This is a genomic window from Actinokineospora globicatena (genome assembly GCF_024171945.1).
Classification (GTDB): Bacteria; Actinomycetota; Actinomycetes; order Mycobacteriales; family Pseudonocardiaceae; genus Actinokineospora; species Actinokineospora globicatena.
Map to the genome: position 1 here is coordinate 395,969 of NZ_JAMTCR010000004.1, position 19,693 is coordinate 415,661.

Annotated in this window: 26 protein-coding genes; 14 read left to right on the forward strand and 12 right to left on the reverse strand. The window is 70.6% G+C overall.

Going from position 1 to position 19,693, the window contains the following annotated elements; all coding sequences use genetic code 11:
- Positions 1-18 precede the first annotated feature (18 nt).
- Positions 19-270 (forward strand): hypothetical protein, encoded by a 252-nt coding sequence (locus LV79_RS20750; RefSeq protein ID WP_253839348.1) that lies wholly within the window; start codon positions 19-21, stop codon positions 268-270.
- Between the two features lie 437 nt (positions 271-707).
- Here the strand turns inward: LV79_RS20750 and LV79_RS20755 are convergent, their stop codons facing one another.
- Complete coding sequence (locus LV79_RS20755) at positions 708-1,487, reverse strand: carbon-nitrogen hydrolase family protein (RefSeq protein ID WP_253839350.1); 780 nt, start codon at positions 1,485-1,487, stop codon at positions 708-710.
- 36 nt (positions 1,488-1,523) lie between these two features.
- Here LV79_RS20755 and LV79_RS20760 point away from each other — a divergent pair, with 36 nt between their 5' ends.
- From LV79_RS20760 to LV79_RS20785, 6 genes are all read left to right on the forward strand, one after another.
- Positions 1,524-3,017 carry an ABC transporter substrate-binding protein gene (locus LV79_RS20760; protein ID WP_253839358.1) on the forward strand — a complete coding sequence of 498 codons (1,494 nt, stop codon included), beginning with the start codon at positions 1,524-1,526 and terminating at the stop codon, positions 3,015-3,017.
- Entirely contained in the window at positions 3,002-4,183 is a 1,182-nt protein-coding gene (locus tag LV79_RS20765; protein ID WP_253839361.1) for an aminotransferase class V-fold PLP-dependent enzyme, read from the forward strand. Before LV79_RS20760 ends, LV79_RS20765 begins: the two co-directional genes overlap by 16 nt.
- Positions 4,184-4,256: 73 nt before the next feature.
- Entirely contained in the window at positions 4,257-5,579 is a 1,323-nt protein-coding gene (gene hisD, locus LV79_RS20770; RefSeq protein WP_253839363.1) for a histidinol dehydrogenase, read from the forward strand.
- Entirely contained in the window at positions 5,576-6,676 is a 1,101-nt protein-coding gene (locus LV79_RS20775; RefSeq protein ID WP_253839371.1) for a histidinol-phosphate transaminase, read from the forward strand. The genes hisD and LV79_RS20775 overlap by 4 nt, the downstream gene beginning before the upstream one ends.
- A complete protein-coding gene (gene hisB / locus LV79_RS20780; protein WP_253839373.1) occupies positions 6,676-7,278 on the forward strand; it encodes an imidazoleglycerol-phosphate dehydratase HisB in 603 nt (200 codons plus the stop codon). The genes LV79_RS20775 and hisB overlap by 1 nt, the downstream gene beginning before the upstream one ends.
- The gene (locus LV79_RS20785; RefSeq protein WP_253839382.1) at positions 7,278-7,439 is read left to right on the forward strand and encodes a CG2302 family histidine operon protein; all 162 of its coding nucleotides are present in this window, start codon (positions 7,278-7,280) and stop codon (positions 7,437-7,439) included. The genes hisB and LV79_RS20785 overlap by 1 nt, the downstream gene beginning before the upstream one ends.
- A gap of 383 nt (positions 7,440-7,822) precedes the next feature.
- On the opposite strand, the gene LV79_RS20790 is transcribed toward LV79_RS20785, so the two are convergent.
- The 3 genes from LV79_RS20790 to LV79_RS20800 are packed head-to-tail and all read right to left on the reverse strand — an operon-like array spanning position 7,823 to position 9,601.
- Positions 7,823-8,509, reverse strand: coding sequence for a nitroreductase family protein (locus tag LV79_RS20790; RefSeq protein ID WP_253839384.1), 687 nt, complete (start codon positions 8,507-8,509; stop codon positions 7,823-7,825).
- Positions 8,510-8,568: 59 nt separating this feature from the next.
- Positions 8,569-9,033, reverse strand: a complete 465-nt coding sequence (gene soxR, locus LV79_RS20795; RefSeq protein ID WP_253839386.1) for a redox-sensitive transcriptional activator SoxR — start codon at positions 9,031-9,033, stop codon at positions 8,569-8,571.
- 10 nt (positions 9,034-9,043) lie between these two features.
- Positions 9,044-9,601: an RNA 2'-phosphotransferase gene (locus LV79_RS20800; RefSeq protein ID WP_253840377.1), complete on the reverse strand. Its 558-nt coding sequence runs from the start codon at positions 9,599-9,601 to the stop codon at positions 9,044-9,046.
- 124 nt (positions 9,602-9,725) lie between these two features.
- On the opposite strand from LV79_RS20800, the gene LV79_RS20805 reads away from it, so the two are divergent.
- Entirely contained in the window at positions 9,726-10,121 is a 396-nt protein-coding gene (locus LV79_RS20805) for a hypothetical protein (RefSeq protein ID WP_253839389.1), read from the forward strand.
- An 8-nt stretch (positions 10,122-10,129) separates the two neighbouring features.
- Complete coding sequence (locus LV79_RS20810; protein WP_253839391.1) at positions 10,130-10,666, forward strand: DUF3558 family protein; 537 nt, start codon at positions 10,130-10,132, stop codon at positions 10,664-10,666.
- Positions 10,667-10,690: 24 nt separating this feature from the next.
- Here LV79_RS20810 and LV79_RS20815 read toward each other — a convergent pair whose 3' ends face one another.
- Positions 10,691-10,945: a hypothetical protein gene (locus tag LV79_RS20815; RefSeq protein ID WP_253839393.1), complete on the reverse strand. Its 255-nt coding sequence runs from the start codon at positions 10,943-10,945 to the stop codon at positions 10,691-10,693.
- Between the two features lie 119 nt (positions 10,946-11,064).
- Between LV79_RS20815 and hisH the strand changes: the two genes are divergently transcribed.
- The 3 genes from hisH to LV79_RS20830 are packed head-to-tail and all read left to right on the forward strand — an operon-like array spanning position 11,065 to position 12,775.
- On the forward strand, positions 11,065-11,700 hold the full coding sequence (gene hisH / locus LV79_RS20820) for an imidazole glycerol phosphate synthase subunit HisH (RefSeq protein WP_253839407.1): 636 nt from the start codon (positions 11,065-11,067) through the stop codon (positions 11,698-11,700).
- 9 nt (positions 11,701-11,709) lie between these two features.
- Positions 11,710-12,435 carry a bifunctional 1-(5-phosphoribosyl)-5-((5-phosphoribosylamino)methylideneamino)imidazole-4-carboxamide isomerase/phosphoribosylanthranilate isomerase PriA gene (gene priA, locus LV79_RS20825; protein ID WP_253839423.1) on the forward strand — a complete coding sequence of 242 codons (726 nt, stop codon included), beginning with the start codon at positions 11,710-11,712 and terminating at the stop codon, positions 12,433-12,435.
- Position 12,436: 1 nt separating this feature from the next.
- On the forward strand, positions 12,437-12,775 hold the full coding sequence (locus LV79_RS20830) for a DUF6221 family protein (RefSeq protein WP_253839426.1): 339 nt from the start codon (positions 12,437-12,439) through the stop codon (positions 12,773-12,775).
- A 170-nt stretch (positions 12,776-12,945) separates the two neighbouring features.
- On the opposite strand, the gene LV79_RS20835 is transcribed toward LV79_RS20830, so the two are convergent.
- The 3 genes from LV79_RS20835 to LV79_RS20845 are packed head-to-tail and all read right to left on the reverse strand — an operon-like array spanning position 12,946 to position 14,153.
- Positions 12,946-13,335: a PPOX class F420-dependent oxidoreductase gene (locus LV79_RS20835; protein WP_253839428.1), complete on the reverse strand. Its 390-nt coding sequence runs from the start codon at positions 13,333-13,335 to the stop codon at positions 12,946-12,948.
- Positions 13,336-13,350: 15 nt separating this feature from the next.
- Positions 13,351-13,827 (reverse strand): SRPBCC family protein, encoded by a 477-nt coding sequence (locus LV79_RS20840; RefSeq protein WP_253839430.1) that lies wholly within the window; start codon positions 13,825-13,827, stop codon positions 13,351-13,353.
- A complete protein-coding gene (locus LV79_RS20845; protein ID WP_253839441.1) occupies positions 13,824-14,153 on the reverse strand; it encodes an ArsR/SmtB family transcription factor in 330 nt (109 codons plus the stop codon). Before LV79_RS20845 ends, LV79_RS20840 begins: the two co-directional genes overlap by 4 nt.
- Positions 14,154-14,299: 146 nt before the next feature.
- Between LV79_RS20845 and LV79_RS20850 the strand changes: the two genes are divergently transcribed.
- Positions 14,300-15,952 (forward strand): alkaline phosphatase D family protein, encoded by a 1,653-nt coding sequence (locus tag LV79_RS20850; protein ID WP_253839443.1) that lies wholly within the window; start codon positions 14,300-14,302, stop codon positions 15,950-15,952.
- A gap of 24 nt (positions 15,953-15,976) precedes the next feature.
- On the opposite strand, the gene LV79_RS20855 is transcribed toward LV79_RS20850, so the two are convergent.
- From LV79_RS20855 to LV79_RS20870, 4 genes are all read right to left on the reverse strand, one after another.
- Positions 15,977-16,906: a hypothetical protein gene (locus LV79_RS20855; protein WP_253839445.1), complete on the reverse strand. Its 930-nt coding sequence runs from the start codon at positions 16,904-16,906 to the stop codon at positions 15,977-15,979.
- Positions 16,907-16,975: 69 nt separating this feature from the next.
- Complete coding sequence (locus LV79_RS20860) at positions 16,976-17,563, reverse strand: S1 family peptidase (protein WP_253839447.1); 588 nt, start codon at positions 17,561-17,563, stop codon at positions 16,976-16,978.
- 84 nt (positions 17,564-17,647) lie between these two features.
- The gene (locus LV79_RS20865) at positions 17,648-18,373 is read right to left on the reverse strand and encodes an ABC transporter permease (RefSeq protein ID WP_253839455.1); all 726 of its coding nucleotides are present in this window, start codon (positions 18,371-18,373) and stop codon (positions 17,648-17,650) included.
- Positions 18,370-19,080, reverse strand: a complete 711-nt coding sequence (locus LV79_RS20870) for an ABC transporter ATP-binding protein (protein WP_253839457.1) — start codon at positions 19,078-19,080, stop codon at positions 18,370-18,372. Before LV79_RS20870 ends, LV79_RS20865 begins: the two co-directional genes overlap by 4 nt.
- On the opposite strand from LV79_RS20870, the gene LV79_RS20875 reads away from it, so the two are divergent.
- Complete coding sequence (locus LV79_RS20875; protein WP_253839475.1) at positions 19,061-19,690, forward strand: hypothetical protein; 630 nt, start codon at positions 19,061-19,063, stop codon at positions 19,688-19,690. The two genes, LV79_RS20870 and LV79_RS20875, sit on opposite strands and share 20 nt — an antisense overlap.
- The last annotated feature ends 3 nt before the right edge of the window (positions 19,691-19,693 follow it).

Consider the following 19,693-nt stretch of genomic DNA (forward strand, 5'->3'; position numbering starts at 1 on the left):
CGTTCGGAGGAACTGGCGATGGGACGCAAGACTTCGAGGTCCGCCGAGGCGGGAGAGATCGGGAGCGGGTTCACCGCGGATTCCATTCTCCAGGTCGGTCGCCGAGTCCTGGGTGTCCTTGATTTCCTCGGCCCGCGCGACACCGATGCCCGGCCGGGGTACTTCGTCAGCGCGCCGAACATGGTGTCCTACGCCAACAGCATCCCGCGCGATCGCATGATCAAGGCTCTGCAGAACATCAAACCCACCGAGGTGGTCGAGACCGACTGACTCATCCCCGGCGGGCTCCCGAGGGGTTCCCCACCCAGGGATGCCCGCGCCCGTCCGCGAGTCAGTGGTCCCGCTACTCAGCCAGCTCGGTTCCCCGCACTGTCCCTTGCCTCGATGCAGCCCTGCAACGCACCCGGCACGCCTACCGACGACACCCCCCCGCGCGGTTTCCGGAGGCCATCCACCCCCCTTCCCGCACCGCAACCACACCCCCCACCCGCGCCCGCCACACACACCACCCCCGGCTCGCGCGCCCGCGCGCGACCACCCCCCGCCCGGCCCCCACCCTCTCCGGGGGGCGTCCCCAGTGCCAGTCTACCGGGGGTGGGGGTCGGCGCGAAGGGTCGCGGTGGCCTGTGGACAACTTGACCCGTTGTGGATGGCGCGACCTGGGGACAGAGCAGGGTGTGGCCGGGATTTTACCTGGTCAGGGGATGTTAGAGGCGGCGGTTGGCCAGGACCGGGATGGCGGCGCGGACGGTGTCGGACTCCGCTGGGTCGACGTCCACCAAGATCACTCCGGGCGCGCCGGCGAGTTGTTCCACCACCTCGCCGCGGGGGGTTGCCACGGTGCTGTAGCCGATGCCGAGCGGGGTGTTGCCCTCCAGCGGTCCGGGGTCGGCCTGGCCTGCGGCGAGGACCCACGAGGTCGAGTCCAGCGCCCGTGCCCGCACGAGCAGGTCCCACTGCTCCTGCTTGCCCGGCCCCGCCCCCCACGACGCGCCCAAGAGGATCACCGACGCGCCCTTGTCCGCCAGGGCGCGGAACAGTTCCGGGAAGCGCACGTCGTAGCAGGTGGCGAGGCCGAAGGTGACGCCGTCGTGGTCGAAGGTGACCACCTCCGTGCCGGGGGCCACGGTGCGCGACTCCTGGAAGCCGAAGGCGTCGAACAGGTGGATCTTGTCGTAGCCCAGGTGGTGGCCCTGCCCGGTCACCAGCAGCGTGTTGAGCACGCGCCCGTCCGGTGACGGTGTGAACATGCCCGCCACGACCACCACACCCGCCTCGTCGGCGATCTGGCGGACCGCGGTGGCCCACGGGCCGTCCAGCGGCTCGGCGACCGGGCCGAGCGGGACGGCGAAGTTGGCCATCGTGGCCTCGGGGAACAGCACGACCCGCGCGCCGTCGGCGGCCGCCGAGGCGACCTGGGCGCGCACCTGCGTGAGGTTGGCCGCCGGGTCCGGGGTGGAGCTGATCTGGCACAGCGCTACGCGCACGGGGGTCTCCCTGGTGGTGGACTAGTGTCGGCGTCTGTGCCGATCCTGCCGCGCCGACCGGTTCTCGTCATCGTCTTGGGGGTCCTCGGGTGCGTGACGCTCGCCTGCACCCCGGATCCGGCGCCGCCCGCCTCGGGTGACCCGGCGGGCACGTCCATGGTCATCGGGGTCGCCGACGAGCCGGGGTCGCTCGACCCGCTGGACGGGTACGCGCCGCTCGGGGCGGCCAAGATCTTCGACGGCCTCGTCGAGCACCAGCCCAGCGGCGTGCTGCGGCCCGCGTTGGCCAGCGCCCTGCCCGAGCCGAGCGCGGACGGCCGTTCGTGGACGGCCCAGTTGCGCGAGGACGTGTCGTTCACCAACGGTGGCGCGCTCGACGCGGCCGCCGTGACCGCCGCGTACCGCCGAGTGCTGGAGCCGGAGGCCGCTCTACGCGACCGGTTCTGGATGCTCGACAAGGTCACCGTCGTCGATCAGCGCACTGTGCGGTTCGACCTCCGTCAGCCCTATGCGCGCTTCCTTGACCTGCTCGTGCTCGGTATCCCTGCCCAGGCCAGCACGCCCGTTAAGCCCATCGGCACGGGGCCGTACCAGCTCGTCGATTGGCTGCCGGGTCAGCGGATGACGCTAACCGCCAACAAGGCCTACTACGGCGGTAGGCCAGCGGTCACGAACGTAACCATCGAGTTCATCCCGGACGACCAGGATCGCGCTAAGAGGATGCGCGAGGGCAAGCTCGACGGGACAGAGCTACCTCCCCGGTTGGTGCAAGAGTTCAGCAAGGCCGACGGGCTTAACGTCGTCGAGCAGCGCACTACGGATGTGCGCGCTGTCGCGTTCGCAGATCAGGGAGTTACCGCTGACCCTGCCGTGCGGCTCGCGCTCAACCTCGCGGTGGACCGGCAGAACGTCGTCAACGACGCGCTTGCTGGCCAGGGTGTGCCGTTGTCGCTACCTGTGCCGCCGGTGCTCGCGGAGTTCGTCGAGCCGGGCGCGCACATCGACTACGACCTCGGGCGGGCCAAGTCCGTTCTAGACGCTGCCGGGTGGGTACCGGGTTCGGATGGGATCCGCGTGCGGGCAGGTGAGCGTGCCGAGTTCACCCTGGCCTACCCGCCAACCGACGTGGTCGACGGTGACCTGGCTACCGCGTTCACCCAGGCCGCGGCCAAGGTCGGCATCAAGGTCACCCCTGACTCGACAGCCAAGTCCCCACCCTGGATGACCTCTTACGGCGACCCGTTCACGCTCGACTTGGCCCTCTACCCGCTCTTGCACCCGGCGGGCGGCGAAGCCTCTTCCGCGCTCGACGCCGCGCGCACGACGACAGATCCAGCGCAACGGGCCGTCGCCTTCCGTGCGCTCCAACGCGCCTACGCCACCACGCCGTCCATGGTCGTGTTGGCCGTACCGACCCACAGCTACGTCCTACGAGACAACTGGACCGGCTACACACCGGTGGTCGACTCCACCGGTACCGACCACACCTGGGGGCCTTGGTGGAACCTGCAAGCGTGGACACCCAACTGATCCCGGCAGAGCTAGCGCAACAGGACACCCCTGGCGCGGCCAGTCAGATCTTCCTCGACAGCGCGGGGTCGTCCCTACCTCCGAGTTCCGTGCTCGACGAGGTCATCAACCACCTGCGCCGTGAAGCCGAAGTCGGGGGCTACCGCGCGTTCGGTGAGCGGCTCGATGACATGGAGGCGGGCTACGGGCTCGCGGCGGAGTTCTTCGGGTGTAGCCCGGACGAGGTGGCCTTCACAGACAGCGCTACCCGCTCCTGGCTGTCCATCCTCGACGCCGTCCCGTTGGGGCAAGGGGACCGGATCCTCACCACCGAGGTCGAGTACGGCGGCAACGCCATCGCCTTCTTGAACCTTGCCCAGCAGGTAGGGGCAACGGTGGAGGTAGTGCCATCAGGTGCCGACGGCCTGATCGACCTCGAAGCCCTACGCGACACCTTGGACGAGCGGGTCAAGCTGCTCTCCCTGGTGCACGTGCCCACCAACGGCGGCGTGGTCAGCCCGGTCGCGGGAGCCGCCGCCATCGCGCGTGAAGCGGGCGCTCTAGTCCTGCTCGACGCCTGCCAGTCGATCGGCCAGCTGCCGGTCACGCTCGAAGGCACCGGCGCCGACATCATCACCGGTACCGGCCGCAAGTGGCTGCGCGGCCCGCGCGGCACCGGCCTCCTCGCCCTCCGCCGCGACGCTCTCGACCGCCTACGACCCCGCCTGGTCGACCTCGCGGGCGCGACCTGGACCGGCCGCGACGAGATCTCCCTGCGCGACGACGCCCGCGTGTTCGAGCTGTGGGAGTACAGCGTCGCCGACCGGCTCGGCCTGCTCGTCGCCCTCCGCTACGCGCTAGACCTAGGCCTGGACCGCGTAGCCGCTAGCGTCACCGACAGGGCTAACCGCCTCCGGGCGGGCCTAGAGCCGTTGCCCAGGGTTACCGTGCGCGACCTAGGCGAACAGCCCAGCGGCATCGTCAGCTTCACCGTCGACGGTATGGCCGCCGACGACGTCAAGACAGCTCTAGCCGACCGCGACATCACCGTCACCGTCAGCAGGGTTACCTCTACCCGCCACGACATGACCCGACGTGGCCTTGAGCAGGTAGTTCGGGCATCTCCGCACTACTTCGTCGCCGACGGTCAGATCGACCGGGCGGTCGACGCGGTCGCACGGCTGTGACCTGCGGTACCGGGCGCGGACGAGCATAACGCGAGCGCATATTCTTGACGGGTCCCGTCGATGGAAGGACCCCATGCTCTCCCGTACCGATCTGCGTTCCGCCCTCCCGTCGTCCGCCGAGCTGCGCACCACGCTGCCGCGGGCCGAGGTCGACGTGGACCAGGTGCTGCATCGGGTCCGGCCGATCGTCGACGACGTGCGCGCCCGCGGCGTCGACGCGGTCCTGGACTACACCGAGCGCTTCGACGGCGTCCGCCCGGCCGCCGTCCGGGTGCCCGTCCGCGAGCTGACCACGGCGCTGGCCCACCTGGACCCGGCCGTGCGCGCCGCGCTGGAGGAGTCGATCGCCCGTGCCCGGCTCGTGCACGGCGACCAGCGGCGCACCGACGTCACCACCCAGGTCGTGCCGGGCGGCACCGTCACCGAGCGCTGGGTGCCGGTCGGCCGGGTCGGCCTCTACGTGCCGGGCGGGCTGGCCGTGTACCCGTCCAGCGTGATCATGAACGTCGTCCCGGCGCAGGCCGCGGGCGTCGAGTCGCTGGTCGTGTGCTCGCCCGCGCAGGCCGAGTTCGGCGGCCTGCCGCACCCCGCGATCCTCGCCGCCGCCGAGCTGCTCGGGGTCGACGAGGTGTGGGCGGTCGGCGGCGCGCAGGCGGTCGCCCTGCTCGCCCACGGCGGCACCGACACCACCGGCGCCGCGCTCGACCCGGTCGACATGGTCACCGGCCCGGGCAACATCTACGTGACCGCCGCCAAGCGCCTGCTGCGCGGCCTGATCGGCATCGACTCCGAGGCCGGGCCGACCGAGATCGCCATCCTCGCCGACGCGGGCGCCGACCCGGTGCACGTCGCCGCCGACCTGATCAGCCAGGCCGAGCACGACCCGCTGGCGGCCAGCGTGCTGGTCACCGACTCGGTCGAGCTCGCCGACGCCGTCGACGCCGAGCTGGTCGTCCAGGTCAAGGCGACCAAGCACAGCGAGCGGGTCACCACCGCGCTGACCGGCCCGCAGTCCGGCACCGTCCTGGTGTCCACTGTGGAGGACGGGCTGCGGGTGGTCGACGCGTACGCCGCCGAGCACCTGGAGATCCAGACCGCGAACGCGCGCGACCTGGCCGCTCGGGTGCGCAACGCGGGCGCGGTGTTCGTGGGTGCGTACGCGCCGGTGTCCCTCGGGGACTACTGCGCTGGGTCGAACCACGTGTTGCCCACCGGCGGTTGCGCACGGCACTCGTCCGGCCTGTCGGTGCAAACGTTCCTGCGCGGTATCCACGTCGTGGACTACACCGAGGAAGCGCTGCGCGAGGTCGCCGGACACGTTGTGGCCCTGGCGAACGCGGAAGACCTGCCCGCGCACGGTCAGGCCGTCACGGCTCGCTTCCGGGACGACGCATGAGCGCCCCGGGACAGCGCGTGGAGCTGTCTGACCTGCCGCTGCGCGAGGACCTGCGCGGCCGGAGCCCTTACGGGGCACCACAGTTGGACGTCCCCGTCCAGCTCAACACCAACGAGAACCCGTACCCGCCGCCGCCGGAGCTGGTCGCTGACCTGACGGCGGCCGTCGCCGAGATCGCCGGGACGCTGCACCGGTACCCGGATCGCGACGCGGTGGCGCTGCGCACGGACCTGGCGTCCTATTTGGCCGGTGCGACGGGCGCGCCGCTGGCGGTGGCGAACCTGTGGGCCGCCAACGGGTCCAACGAGATCCTGCAGCAGATCCTGCAGGCCTTCGGTGGGCCGGGCCGCACCGCGCTGGGGTTCGAGCCGTCGTACTCGATGCACCCGATCATCGCGGCCGGGACGCGCACCGAGTGGGCGCCGACCCCGCGCCGGGCGGACTTCTCGCTCGACGTCGACGCGGCGGTGGCCGTGCTGGCCGACCGGGCACCGGACGTGGTGTTCGTGACCAGCCCCAACAACCCGACCGGGCAGTCGATCCCGTTGGCGGACCTGCGCAAGCTGGTCGCCGCGGCGCCGGGGATCGTGGTGGTCGACGAGGCGTACGCGGAGTTCTCCCCGCAGGAGAGCGCGGTGCACCTGATCGACGAGTTCCCGGCGCGGGTCATCGTCAGCCGCACCATGAGCAAGGCGTTCGCGTTCGCCGGGGGCAGGCTGGGCTACCTGGCCGCCGCGCCCGCCGTCGTCGACGCGCTGCTGTTGGTGCGCTTGCCGTACCACCTGTCGTCGCTGACCCAGGCCGCCGCCCGCGCGGCGCTGCGACACGCTTCGCAAACGCTTGCCTCCGTGGCCGCGCTGGCCGCCGAACGCGACCGGGTGGCGGCTGAGCTCACCGGGCTCGGGTTCGCCGTCGTCCCGAGCGACGCCAACTTCATCCTGTTCGGACAGTTCGACTCGCCGCGCGTCGCCTGGCAGTCCTATTTGGACCGGGGGGTGCTGGTGCGCGACGTCGGCATCCCCGGTCACCTGCGGGTCACAGTGGGAACCCCGGCCGAGAACGACGCGTTCCTGGCCGCCAGCAAGGAGATCGTGTGATGAGCAACCGCGTCGGCCGCGTCGAGCGGACCACCCGGGAGTCCTCGGTGCTCGTCGAGGTCGACCTCGACGGCTCCGGCAAGGTCGAGATCGACACGGGGGTGCCGTTCTACGACCACATGCTGACCGCGTTCGGCACGCACGGCGCGCTGGACCTGGTCGTGCGTGCCACGGGGGACACCCACATCGACGCGCACCACACGGTGGAGGATGTCGCCATCGTCCTCGGTCAGGCGCTGCGGGCCGCGTTCGGCGAGAAGAAGGGCATCCGCCGCTTCGGCGACGCCTGGATCCCGATGGACGAGACCCTGGCGCACGCCGCGGTCGACGTGTCCGGCCGCCCCTACTGCGTGCACACCGGCGAACCCGAGGTGATGATCGGCTTCACCGTCGGCGGCAACTACCCGACCGTGCTCAACCGGCACGTGTTCGAGTCCATCGCCTTCCACGCCCAGATCGCGCTGCACCTGCGCGTCATCCACGGCCGCGACCCGCACCACATCACCGAGGCCGAGTACAAGGCCTTCGCCCGCGCCCTCCGCGCCGCCGCCGAACCCGACCCCCGAATCGGCGGCATCCCCTCCACGAAGGGCGTCCTCTAGTGCCCCGCGAAGTAGTCGTCGTAGCCCTCATCGCCCTGGCGGGCATCCTGGTCGGCGGCGTGTACACGACGTGGAAGACGGCCAAGGTCGTCGCGGGCGTCCTGGCCATCCTCGCCCTCCTGGCCCTGGGCGGCGCCATCGCTTGGTACACCTCGTCCTGACGGCACGCTTCGGGGGTGTCCGCGAGCCATCGCGGACACCCCCTCCGCCTCTGCCTGACTCCAGTTGCCCACAACCCCGCCAACCATCCACAGGCCGACGCGGCCCCTCTTGACAAGTCGCCGAAACCGGTAGCCTGGCAACCAGGGACCCCGAGCCCCGGGTGGGTGGGCTCCCGTCGCGCGGGTGATCTTGGTCGGCGCGGCAGGCTGGGGTCGGGCGGCGGAATCGTTATGGTGGGCGGAGCCGCTGTCGTGCGGTCGGGGGTGGCCGTGCCATCCGGGGTGCCCTGTCGTCCAGGGTGTTGTGGCGTCTGAAGTGTTGTGCCGTCCGGTGTGGCCGTGGGGTGCGGGACCGGGCGGGTTCGAGCCGCGGGCGGGGTGGTTCAGACCTCGACGATCACCTGGGTCAGGTCCTTGCGGACGAGGTCGGGGACCACGGCGTCCTCGGCCGGGTAGCCGATGGGGATGACCGCGAAGGCCTTCTCGTTGCGGGGCCTGCCCAGGACCTCGGACAGGAACCGCATGGGGCTCGGGGTGTGGGTCAGCGCGGCCAGGCCGGACAGGTGCAGCGCGGTGAGCAGCATCCCGACGGCGATGCCGACGGACTCGTCGACGTAGTAGTGCTTGTGCTGCTCGTCGCCGTCGAGGAAGAAGCGCTGCTGGAAGACGACCAGCAGGAACGGGGCGTCGGTGATGTGCGGCTTGTGCATGTCCGTGCCCAGCGGGCGCAGCGCCGAAAGCCACTCCGCGCCCAGGCGCCCGTCGTAGGACACCCGCTCCTCTTCCTCGGCGGCCACCCGGATCCTGGCCCGGACCTCGGGGTCGCGCACCAGCACGAACGTCCAGGGCTGTTGGTGCGCACCGGAAGGCGCCGTCGCCGCGACCGCGATCGCGTCGAGCACCAGCTGCTCGGGGACCGGGTCGGCCGCGAACGCCCGCACCGTCCGGCGTTCCCGCATCCGGTCGCGCAGCTCGGCGGCGACCCGCAACGACTCGTCGACCGGCATCCGCTCCGGGCGGTACGGGACGGGGGAGTAGGGCCTGTCGTGGATGGGTGACCAGGTGTCCATCCACCCATGCTAAATCCGCGCGGGCCCCGGGTCACCGGGTCGGTTGTTGCCAGTTGGCGCTAGTCGATCCCGCCCTCGCTGGCAGCCTTGAGGCGGGGGGCGCCGGGGCCGAACGCGGCGAGGCGGTCGCCGGTGTTGACCAGGTGGCAGGACTTGAGGGACAGGCAGCCGCAGCCGACGCACGAGGTCAGGTTGTCGCGCAGCCGTTGCAGGGCGTCGATGCGGGCGTCGAGCTCGGTGCGCCACGCCTTGGACAGCCGGGACCAGTCGAGTTTGGTGGGGGTGCGGCGCTCGGGCAACGTGTCCAGGGCGGCGTGGATCTCCTCCAGGCTCAACCCGACGCGCTGGGCGGTGCGGATGAACGCGAGCCTGCGCAGCACCGCCCGGGGGTAGCGGCGCTGGTTGCCGGTCGTGCGCTCGGAGAAGATCAGGCCGCGTTCCTCGTAGAAGCGCAGTGCCGTGTGCGGGACGCCGCTGCGGTCGGCGACCTCGCCGATGGTCAGAGAGTCGGGCAGTGTGGACACCCCATCGACCCTACCCGGCAGCTCCAGGTAGGTCGAGGTACCGGACCGGTACGTGCGCTGTCAGCCAAACCCCGTTCGCGCTGACCAGGAACACGTGCCCATCCCGCCCCATCGCCGCCGCGTCGACCGTCAACACGACCGGCTTCCCCCGCCGCGCACCGACATTCGTCGCCGTCTCGGTCGTCGCGGACAGGTGCACGTGGTGGCGTTTCATCGGCAGCAGACCCTGGGCCCGAATCCCGTCCAACGCGGCCGCCACAGTCCCGTGGTAGAGCACCGCGGGCGGCGTCGCCTCCGGCAACTCGAGCTCAACAGCCACCGTGTGCCCCTGACTCGCCCGAATCCGCGTCCCACTCACATCAAACGCAAACCGGGACTTGTTGTTCTCCGCCACCACCCGCTCCAACATCGCCCGAGACATCCTCGTCCCATGCACCGCGAGCGCCGCCAACAACTCCTCAACCGACACCCACCCAGCCGAGTCCAACCGAACCCCGACACTCCCAGGATCGTGCCGCAACACCTTCGAAAGCCTCTTCGAGAGGCGAATGATCGTCTTGTCTTCCATGCCACGGAAGTACAGCACGACTCCTACCCCACCCACACCCCATTTGCATGACCCACCACCACGTTCGGAGTATCTCCCCACGATCCCCCATTGCACCCAGGGCAACCCCACTACGGTCGGCCCCGTGAGCGACGAGACTCCGCCTGACAACGGTGGGTTGAGCGGTCCGATCGGGGCCGCCATGGGTGAGTTCGTGGCCCTGGCCGCAAGCGGCGGCTTCGCGGTGAACGACCACGGAGGCCAAGCCCTGCTGAACGCCATCCGTGAGATGCTGGCGTGGATCGACAGTGAGCGGTTCCGCTTCGACCGTCTGATCCAACGCCCCATGCTGGGGAGTTCGACCAACGCCGAGGTGATGAAGCCCTTCATGCTGGAGGTCTCGTGCGGTGATGTCGGGTTCGTCACGCAGGTGCTCCAGCTCGAGGAGTCCCTGCTAGCAGGTGAACAAGCCATCCTGCAGGCGATGGCGAGCTACCGAGAGTCAGATGAGAAGGCCGCTGACCGACTTGGCGAAAGGTGAGGCATTCAGTGAGGCGTTCGTTGCTGGGTCTTGTGTTGGGCTTCGCCTTGGTCGCTGGGTGCACGTCTCAGACTGCTGGATCTCCGACCGGAGTGGCAGGAGATCCACGGGTCACCACCACCCGAGACACCGCCCCGACCTCGGCCGAGGCTGCGCAGTCGATCAAGCCGTGCTCGCTGCTGTCGGCGGCGGATCTCAGGGTCCTTGGTGCGGGTGCGGGGGTGTTTGAGGAAGACAAGAACTCGGAGTCCTGCATGTGGCGGGTGGAGAAGCCGATCGCTTCTGAAGGCTACTTGATTGGCGTGACGTACGAGAAAGCCCTCGCGGTTGGGGACCTGGTCGCGGGTGGGAAACCGACGCAAGTACAAGTCGGTGGTCATAAGGGGGTCAAGGCCCCAGTCGTCACTGGCGTGGGATGCGTCGTGTCCCTCGAGGTGACGGCCACCTCGAGGGTGGATGTCCGGACGCTGGGCAGGGGAGACTCGGAAGCCCTCTGCGAGCCTGCGATGGCGGCGGCAGAGAAGGTAGAGGCCAGGTTGCCGTAGGGGTGGACGACTAGGTCGGCTGGCTCAGCGGGTAGCCAGGCCGGTGGGGCTCGACATGGTCCACCCCTCGAGGGCCAAGGCTTCGCGGGCGGTGCGCGGGGTGGGGATCTCGACTGGCTCCGTCGCGGGGAGCAGTAGGGCGGCGGCGATGCCGATCCACACCACCGCGAGTGCGAGGGGCCACCAGACGCCCTCGGACAAGGAAAGGTAGACGTCGATACCGGCGGCCGTGGTCAGAACCGCGGCTAACGACCAGCGGACGCGTCTCGTGCTTCCCATGGGCGCCTCCATCCCCAGAAACCCACCTGTCGCTCCGGGGGTTACCCGCTTCCCGCGCCCGCCAACCGCCGACGGGTGTCACGGTTTTGTCACGACGGCCGCCCACTACGCTGACCTGCGTGGCATCAGTCGTCGTGTTGGACTACGGGTCCGGGAACCTCCGATCGGTCGAGCGCGCGTTGCGCCGGGTGGGCGCCGAGGTCGAGGTGACCGCCGACTTCCACACCGCGGTCAACGCCGACGCGCTGGTGGTCCCCGGCGTCGGGGCGTTCGCGGCGTGCATGCGGGGGCTGCTGGAGGTTCGCGGCGAGCGGATCATCGGGCGTCGGCTCGCGGGGGGACGGCCCGTGCTCGGCATCTGCGTCGGCATGCAGATCCTGTTCGCGCGGGGCATCGAGCACGGTGTGGAGTCCGAGGGCTGCGGTGAGTGGCCGGGGGTGATCGACCGGCTCGAGGCCGATGTCGTGCCGCACATGGGGTGGAACACGGTGCGCGCGCCGGAGAAGTCAGCGCTCTTCGCGGGTCTGGCGCCGGACACGCGGTTCTACTTCGTACACTCCTACGCCGCCCGCACGTGGGAGCTCAACCCCGAGCCGCCGATGCCCGCACCGCTGGTCACGTGGGCCACGCACGGCGACGACTTCGTTGCGGCAGCGGAGAACGGGGCGCTGTCGGCGACCCAGTTCCACCCGGAGAAGTCGGGCGACGCGGGCGCGCAGCTGCTGGAGAACTGGCTCGGCGCGGTCACCGGTTAGGCTGTCCGGGTGAGCTTCCAGTTGCTGCCCGCCGTCGACGTTGCCTCCGGACAAGCCGTCCGCCTGACCCAGGGGGAGGCAGGCACGGAAACCGAGTACGGGTCCCCGCTGCAGGCCGCCCTCGCCTGGCAGGAGGGCGGCGCGGAGTGGGTGCACCTGGTCGACCTCGACGCCGCGTTCGGCCGGGGTGACAACCGGGCGCTGATCGCCGAGGTCGTCGGGACGCTGGACGTGAAGGTCGAGCTGTCGGGCGGCATCCGCGACGACGCTTCCCTCGCGGCCGCGCTGGCGACGGGGTGCGCGCGGGTGAACCTGGGCACGGCTGTGCTGGAGGACCCGCAGTGGTGCGCGGCGGCGATCGCTGCTCACGGGGAGCGGATCGCGGTGGGGCTGGACGTCCGGATCACCGACGGGCAGCACCGGGTGGCGACCCGTGGGTGGACCAAGGACGGGGGCGACCTCTGGGAGGTTCTCGCCCGCCTCGACCGGGACGGCTGCGCGCGGTACGTGGTGACGGACGTGAGCAAGGACGGGACGCTGCAGGGCCCGAACGTGGAGCTGCTGCGCTCGGTGTGCGGGGAGACGTCGGCGCCGGTGGTGGCGTCCGGTGGGGTGTCCAGTGTGGCCGATCTGGTCGCGCTCTCCCAGGTGTCCGGTGTGGAGGGTGCGATCATCGGGAAGGCCTTGTACAACGGGAACTTCACGCTGCCGGAAGCGCTGATCGCGGTCGGCTGAGGTGGACGACTGGGTGGCGTTCCTGTCGGCGCGGCTGGCGGAGGACGCGGACCTGGCCACGGCGTGCGGCTGCGACGGGGAGTGGGCGGCGCACGGGCACACGGTCGACTTCTGCGTCACGGACCTGCCCGGGTTCGTTCCCCGGTTCGCCGAGCACGTGGCCCGGCACGATCCGGCGCGGGTGCTCCGTGAAGTCGCCGCCAAGCGCCGAGTGCTGAAGCGCCACGCGCCGGGACCTCGGGGAGCGTGTCGGGCGGACGGGAGTCGGTGGCCTTGTGCGGAGATCCGCGATCTCGCGGCACCGTTCGCCGACCACCCGGATTTCCCCCGGCGTTACTAGATCAGCTCGGGGAGCGGTTTCGGCTCAAGATCGAACCAGCCTGAGCAGCCCCGATATACAGCCTACCGGGAGTGGCTGACGGGAATGGTTGTGCGGCAAGGGGTCTGTGGATAACTCGGGCTGGTGGGGCCGAGGCGGGGCGGTGGGGCTGACTCCCGGGAGGGGGTGGGTCAGGTGGTGGGCTCGTCCTGGGTGATGGCGATGCCGATGGTGCCCTTGGTGCCTCTGCGGAGGCGGCTGCCGCCTACGGTTAGCCGGCCGATGAGGCCGTATTTGCGTTGGATGAGGCGGCGGACGTGTTCGGAGGTTGGGTCGTCCAGCAGCCGGGCCCTGGCTGCTGTCGACCCGCCTCGGGGGTTGCCGCGCAGGTCGCAGGGTGCGACTTCGACGCGGGGGTTGTTGCGGATGCGTTTGACCTTGCCGGAGTCGCGGACGGTCCAGAAGACCAGGTCTGTGCCGTCGCGGGTGATCCAGACGGGGGTGGGGACGGGGGTGCCGTCCCGCTTGTACGTGGTCACCAGCAGGTACTTGCCGTCGCCCAGCGAGGTCCACGCGTCCATTCGGCCAGGTTAGCCCTAGCCCAGCTTGGCCAGCAGTTCGCCGAGCCGGTCGTAGGAGTCGCGGATGCCGTGTTCCATGCCGCTGGCGATGAACTCGTCGCGGGCCTCGACGGAGAAGCCGACGCTGATGGAGTGGACGGTGGTCTTGCCGTCGACCTCGGTGAACCCGACGCGCTCCAGGGCGACGTGGCCGGGGGCGCCCTCGAACTCGAAGGTCTGGACGATGCCGTCGGTGACCGAGGGCGCGCCGTGGAAGGTGCCGCGGAAGTGGTACTCGCCGCCCTCGGGGTCGATGTGGGTGTAGCGGTAGCCGCCGCCGTGGCGCAGGTCCCAGTGGTCGACCTTCATGGTCAGCCTGCGCGGGCCGAGCCACCGCGCGACCAGGTCCGGGTCGGTGAACGCGCGGAACACCAGGTCCGCGGGGGCGCTGAACTCCCGGGTGATCTCGACGTAGGGGCTGCCGGGCTCGGCGGTGATCACGGTCTCGCTCATGTGTCCTTCTCCTGTAGTTCGGTCAGCAGGTCGTCGAGGCGGTCGTGGCTCTCCTGCCAGTACGCGCGGTAGTCGCCCAGCCAGTCGCGGGCCGTGCGCAGCGGCTCGGCCCGCAGGTGGCTCAACCGGGCGGTGGCCCGCCTGGTCCGGGTGATCAGGCCCGCCTGCTCCAGCACCTTGAGGTGCTTGGACACCGCGGGCTGCGACATCGCGAACGGCTCGGCCAGTTCGGCCACCGTCGCCTCACCGTCGCGCAACCGCGCCAGGATCGCCCGGCGGGTCGGGTCGGCGAGGGCGGCGAAGACCGCGCTGAGCTGGTCGACCATCCCCGATCCGCCTTCATAACCAATTTGTTCTGAAACCAACGAGTTAAGAATGTGGGACCGGCGGCGCGGAGTCAAGGGCGAGTTCCGACGATGTTCACCCCGACGGTAGGTGTGACACTTGCCTTGCGGGTGTATCACTGTCAGGCGTGACTCCCACCACTGAGCCCACCCGCCGCGTGTTCCTCAAGTCCTCGGCCGTCGCCGGTGGCGCGCTGCTCGTCCCCGCCGCCCTCGTCCCCACCGCGCTCGCCGGGACCGCCGCCGCCGCTGCCGCCCCGCAGTTCGCGCACGGCGTCGCCTCCGGTGACCCGTTGCCCGACGGTGTCCTGCTCTGGACCCGCGTCACGCCCACCCCCGAGTCCACCCCCGGTTCCGGCGCCGGGCCGACCGTCGAGGTCCGCTGGGAGGTGGCCACCGACGCCGGGTTCACCGCCGTCGTCTCCTCCGGCGCCACCACCACCGGCCCCGACCGCGACCACACCGTCAAGGTCGCCGCCGCCGGTCTCGCCCCCGCCACCGCCTACTACTTCCGCTTCACGCTCGACGGCGTCCGCTCCAGCACCGGCCGCACCCGCACCGCGCCCGCGACCAACGCCGACGTCAGCAAGCTGCGACTGGGCCTGGTCTCCTGCTCCAACTGGCAGGCGGGCTACTTCGCCGCGTACCGCCACCTCGCCGCCCGCACCGACCTCGACGGCGTCCTGCACGTCGGCGACTACCTCTACGAGTACCAGGCAGGTGGCTACGGCGCGCGCGGCGTGACCATCCGCCCGCATGTCCCGGCCAACGAGATGCTGACCCTCTCGGACTACCGCCGCCGCCACGCCCAGTACAAGACCGACCCGGACCTGCAGGCGCTGCACGCGGCCCAGCCGTGGTTCATCACCTGGGACGACCACGAGTACGCCAACGACACCTGGTCCGGCGGCGCGGAGAACCACCAGCCCGGCGAGGGCGACTGGACCGCGCGCAAGGCCGCCGCCCAGCAGGCCTACTTCGAGTGGATGCCGGTGCGCCAGGGCGCGGGCGGCGAGATCTACCGCCGGTTCCGCTGGGGCCGCCTCGCCGAACTGTCCCTCTTGGACCTGCGCAGCTACCGCTCCAAGCAGACCACCCCGTCCTCCGGCGACCCGGGCGACCCGAACCGCACCATCACCGGCGACCCGCAGATGGCCTGGCTCAAGAGCGGCCTGTCGGGCACCGACGCCAAGTGGAAACTGGTCGGCAACTCGGTGATGATCACCCCGATCTCGCTGGGCAACGTCGAGTCGAGGTTCCTGGAGTCCCTCGGGTCCCTGCTCGGCCTGCCCATCGGCAGTGTCGCGGCCAACGCCGACGCGTGGGACGGCTACACCGCCGACCGCCAGGAACTGCTCGGGCACCTGCGCGACAACCGGGTCAAGAACACCGTGTTCCTCACCGGCGACATCCACTCCTCCTGGGGCGCCGAGGTGCCGATCGACCGGTCGAGCTACTGGTACAACGGCAACTCCGTGGCCACCGAGTTCGTCACCACCTCGGTCACCAGCGACAACATCGACGACCTGCTCAAGGTCGCGCCGCGCACGCTCTCGGTCGCCGCCGAGTCCGCGCTGCACATCGGCAACCTGCACGTGCGCTACGTCGAGCTGGACTCGCACGGGTACTCCGTCGTCGACGTGAACCCGCAGCGCGTCCAGATGGACTGGTACTACCTGGCCGACCGGCTCAGCCCCACCTCGACCGCGCGCCACGCCAAGTCCCTGGCCACGGCCGACGGCACGCAGAAGGTCAAGTCCGTCTCCGGCCCGGTCGCCTAGGTCCTGGCCGGTGGTGCCGCCCGGTCACGCCGCGGGTGGCACCACCGGCCAGATCTGCTCGGCGAGCTGTGTGACCTGGGCGCAGGCCGCTGCCATGTCGGGGTTTCCCTTGAGGGTCAAGGCAAGGGAGGCCTGCTCGACCTGGCCGTCGGACAGTGGGGCTTTGGGGCCGTTGGTCATCAGTACGCAGATCGCGTCGCGTGAGTTGGGGGCCTCCAGTTTCAGGCTGGGCCTGCCCGCGACGGTGACGACCGGGAGGTAGGTGTTCCACGTCGGGTCTGTGCGGCCGAACGTCAAGCGCACGGTGTTGCCCGCGGGGTCGCTCCACTCGCAAGTGTGCTTGGCGGGCCAGTCTTTGCGCGACGGGAACGCCGCGAGCGCCGCGGCGGGAGCGACCTGGCACGGGTCCATAGTCGCCGTCGAGCCGGGCGGGAACGTGTAGTGCTTGACGGACTTCGGATTCTTCTTCAAGCGCTGCAACATCTTCTCGAAACCCTCGCCGATCTGCGGGCACACCTCGGCCGCGTGTCCCTCGCCGGACACCATCACGTGCACCGACAACGCCGTGCCGTCACCGAGGTGCAGCAGCCGACCGCACGGCGCCATCGGGCTGGTGTAGATCGAGGTCGAGAAGCCGTTCTCCTCCTCGGGGTTGGCGACCGAGCCCTCGACCGCGTCGAGCCGGGTAACCGACCCGATCGAGATGATCTGCGACCCGCTCGCCGCGGGCAACGAGACCGGGCACTCGTCCCACGAACCCGACTTGATGACCTTGCCGCCGCCGAAGTCGGACGGCTCGAACAGCGAGCACGGGTCCAAGGTGCTCAGGTCACCCAGGACCTTCTTGACGTCCACCGGCGCCTGCTTGTAGTTCGGCACCGGTTTGGCGCGGTTCAGCGGTGGTGAGACCACCTGCGTGCACCCCGCCACCGCCAGCACCGCGACACCGATCACCGCTAACCGACCTACACCACGCATCAACGCCCCCGAACCGTGTTTCCACTGGGGACGGATCGTAGGGGATCACCCGGTGTAGAGGACCAGACCATGGGTGTTCAGCGTCTGGCGGACGGGCACGAAGTAGCTCGTGCCGCCGGATGAGCAGTTGCCGGAGCCGCCGATCAGGACGCCTTGGGCCTGGTTGCCCGCCATGACCGGGCCACCGGGATCGCCCGGCTCCAGGCAGATCGACGTCCTGGTGAGACCGCTGACGGAGCCGGTGGGGTAGTTGACCGTCTGGTTCTTGGCCTGGACCACGCCGCAGCGCCACCCGGTCGTCTGGCCGTAGCGGCAGACCGGCGTGCCGACGGCGGCCTCCGTCGCGCCGCGCACGACGACCGTCGAGCTGGGACCGGTGCGTACCAACGGAGTGGACGTCGAGTCGGCGGACGCGTCGACCACCGTGACCGGCGCGCTGGCACCAGTGCACGCCCCGGTCGTGATGATCTTGCGGGCGCCGCCGGGTGTCTTGGCGTTGAAGCCGATCACGCACAGTCTCGCGCCGATGGTGACCCGGTCCCCGCCGACCAGGATCTGTCCCGCGGCGGCGGACGCGGTCGGCGCGGTGAGCACGCACAGCACCACCACGCACAGTGTGGCCCAGAACCTCATGGCACCCCGCTTTCCCCGAGAGGACAACGGTAAGCGCCGAACCGGACACACCGGAAGCCGCTGATCGGCCTAGGCGGTTCCCGTTCAGGCCGTCCGGCGGCGCAGCGTGCCAGCCCCGAGCGCGAGCGCGGCGACCACGCACCCGGCGACGACCACCAGGTCCAGCACCAGCGCCGAGTCGACGTCGGCGGACCTGGTGACCCGGGTCAGCGCGTCCACCGCGTACGACAGCGGCATCACGTCGGAGAGCCAGTTCAGCAACCAGCCCATCCGCTCGCGGGGCTGGAGCAGGCCGCACAACAGGAACTGCGGCAGTACGAACAACGGCATGAACTGGATCGCCTGGAACTCGCTGGTGGCGAACGCGCTCACGAACAGGCCCAACGCCATACCCAGCACCGCGTCCAGTACCGCGATCAGCAGCAGTGTCCACACGGAACCGACGACGTCGAGGCCCAACCACAGCACGCTCACCGTCGTCGCCACGCCGACCTGCGCCACCGCGATGGCCCCGAAGGCGATGGCGTACCCGAGGATCAGGTCGAGCTTGCCCATCGGCATCGTCATCAGGCGTTCGAGGGTGGCGGTCGTGCGCTCGCGCAACGTGGTCACCGACGCGACCAGGAACATGATGACGAACGGGAACACGCCGAGCAGGGCGGGTGCGGTGCGGCTGAAGGCGTGCTCGTCGTTGAACACGAAGCGCAGCAACGTCATCAGCAGGGTCGGCACCAGCAGCAGCATCACCACGGTGCGCGGGTCGTGCCGCAGCTGGGTCAGGACCCGCCTCGCGGTGATCGTCGCCTTCACGCCGCCCTCGCCAACCGCAGGAACGCCTGCTCGAGGTCGTCCTGGCCGGTCTTGGCGCGCAGGCCGTCGGGGGTGTCGTCGGCGAGCACCAGACCGTCGCGCATGAACAGCAGGCGGTCGCAGCGCGCGGCCTCGTCCATGACGTGGCTGGAGACGACCAGGGCGACGCCGGTCGCGGCGAGGCGGTGGAACAGGGCCCACAGGTCTTCGCGCAGCACCGGGTCCAGCCCGACGGTCGGCTCGTCGAGCACGAGCAGTTCGGGGGAGCCCAGCAGCGCCACGGCCAGGCTCGCGCGGCCGCGCTGACCACCGGAGAGGCTGCCGACGAGCTGCTTGGCCTGGCCCGCCAGGTCGACCTCGGCCAGCACCCGGTCTACGTCGCGCGCCGGGGCACCGAGCACGGCGGCGAAGTAGCGCAGGCACTCGCCGACGGTCAGGTCCGCGTAGACGGCCGGGTTCTGGGTCGCGTAGCCGACGCGGGACCGCAGATCGGGGTGCCCGGCGGGCCTGCCCAGCACCTCCACGGTGCCGTCGGCGATGGTCTGCACGCCGACGACCGCGCGCATCAGGGTGGTCTTGCCGCAGCCGCTGGGGCCGAGCAGGCCGGTGACCGAGCCGCGCGGGATCGCGAACCCGACGCCGCGCAGCACGTCCCGGCCGCCGCGCACCACCCGCAGCCCGGTCCCGGTGACCGCCGAATTCGTCATGCGTTTAATTCTGCGCGCGCCCGGTTACGCCGTCAAGGTCTTCACCCGGCGCCCGCTCCGGCCTAGCGTGATCACCCTCACCCGACCCGGAGGTCCGATGCCCGCCGACTTATCCGCTCTGACCCAGGAGCTGGACTGGACCTCGCTGCGCGGCCACCCCGCGCCGGACACCTTCCACGCCCGGCTGCGCGCGGGCATCGAGACCTGGGACGCGGCCATCGCCGACCTCGACGCGGGCGGGACCGCCGCCGACGCCCTCGACCAGGTCGTCGCCGCCTTCGACATGACCGCCGAGTTCGCCGCGCCGACCACCGAGGCCCTGGAGATGGCCAAACTGGACGTCGGCACCACCGCCCACCGCTTCCTCGTCCTGCTCATCCCCATCCGCCGCGACCTCGTCCGCGCCAACCACCGCCCCGTCACCCAACTCCGCAAGGCCGTCGCCCTCGAACGCCGCACCCACAGCCGCTGGCGCAGCCCCGACGGCCGCGCCGCCGCCCTGGTCGACCGCGACCTGCAACTCGAGGAGGTCCGCGTCACCGCCAAGGCCATGCTCGAGGAAGCCGCCACCCTCGCCGCCACCTTCACCCGCTGGCGCCACGGCTCCTGACTG

Coding starts and splice junctions, on each gene's coding strand:
- LV79_RS20750 (WP_253839348.1), top strand. CDS start 19: ATGGGACGCAAGACTTCGAGGTCCGCCGAGGCGGGAGAGATCGGGAGC.
- hisD (WP_253839363.1), top strand. CDS start 4,257: ATGCTCTCCCGTACCGATCTGCGTTCCGCCCTCCCGTCGTCCGCCGAG.
- LV79_RS20775 (WP_253839371.1), top strand. CDS start 5,576: ATGAGCGCCCCGGGACAGCGCGTGGAGCTGTCTGACCTGCCGCTGCGC.
- hisB (WP_253839373.1), top strand. CDS start 6,676: ATGAGCAACCGCGTCGGCCGCGTCGAGCGGACCACCCGGGAGTCCTCG.
- LV79_RS20790 (WP_253839384.1), bottom strand. CDS start 8,509: ATGGACACCTGGTCACCCATCCACGACAGGCCCTACTCCCCCGTCCCG.
- LV79_RS20800 (WP_253840377.1), bottom strand. CDS start 9,601: ATGGAAGACAAGACGATCATTCGCCTCTCGAAGAGGCTTTCGAAGGTG.
- LV79_RS20815 (WP_253839393.1), bottom strand. CDS start 10,945: ATGGGAAGCACGAGACGCGTCCGCTGGTCGTTAGCCGCGGTTCTGACC.
- LV79_RS20835 (WP_253839428.1), bottom strand. CDS start 13,335: ATGGACGCGTGGACCTCGCTGGGCGACGGCAAGTACCTGCTGGTGACC.
- LV79_RS20840 (WP_253839430.1), bottom strand. CDS start 13,827: ATGAGCGAGACCGTGATCACCGCCGAGCCCGGCAGCCCCTACGTCGAG.
- LV79_RS20845 (WP_253839441.1), bottom strand. CDS start 14,153: ATGGTCGACCAGCTCAGCGCGGTCTTCGCCGCCCTCGCCGACCCGACC.
- LV79_RS20860 (WP_253839447.1), bottom strand. CDS start 17,563: ATGAGGTTCTGGGCCACACTGTGCGTGGTGGTGCTGTGCGTGCTCACC.
- LV79_RS20870 (WP_253839457.1), bottom strand. CDS start 19,080: ATGACGAATTCGGCGGTCACCGGGACCGGGCTGCGGGTGGTGCGCGGC.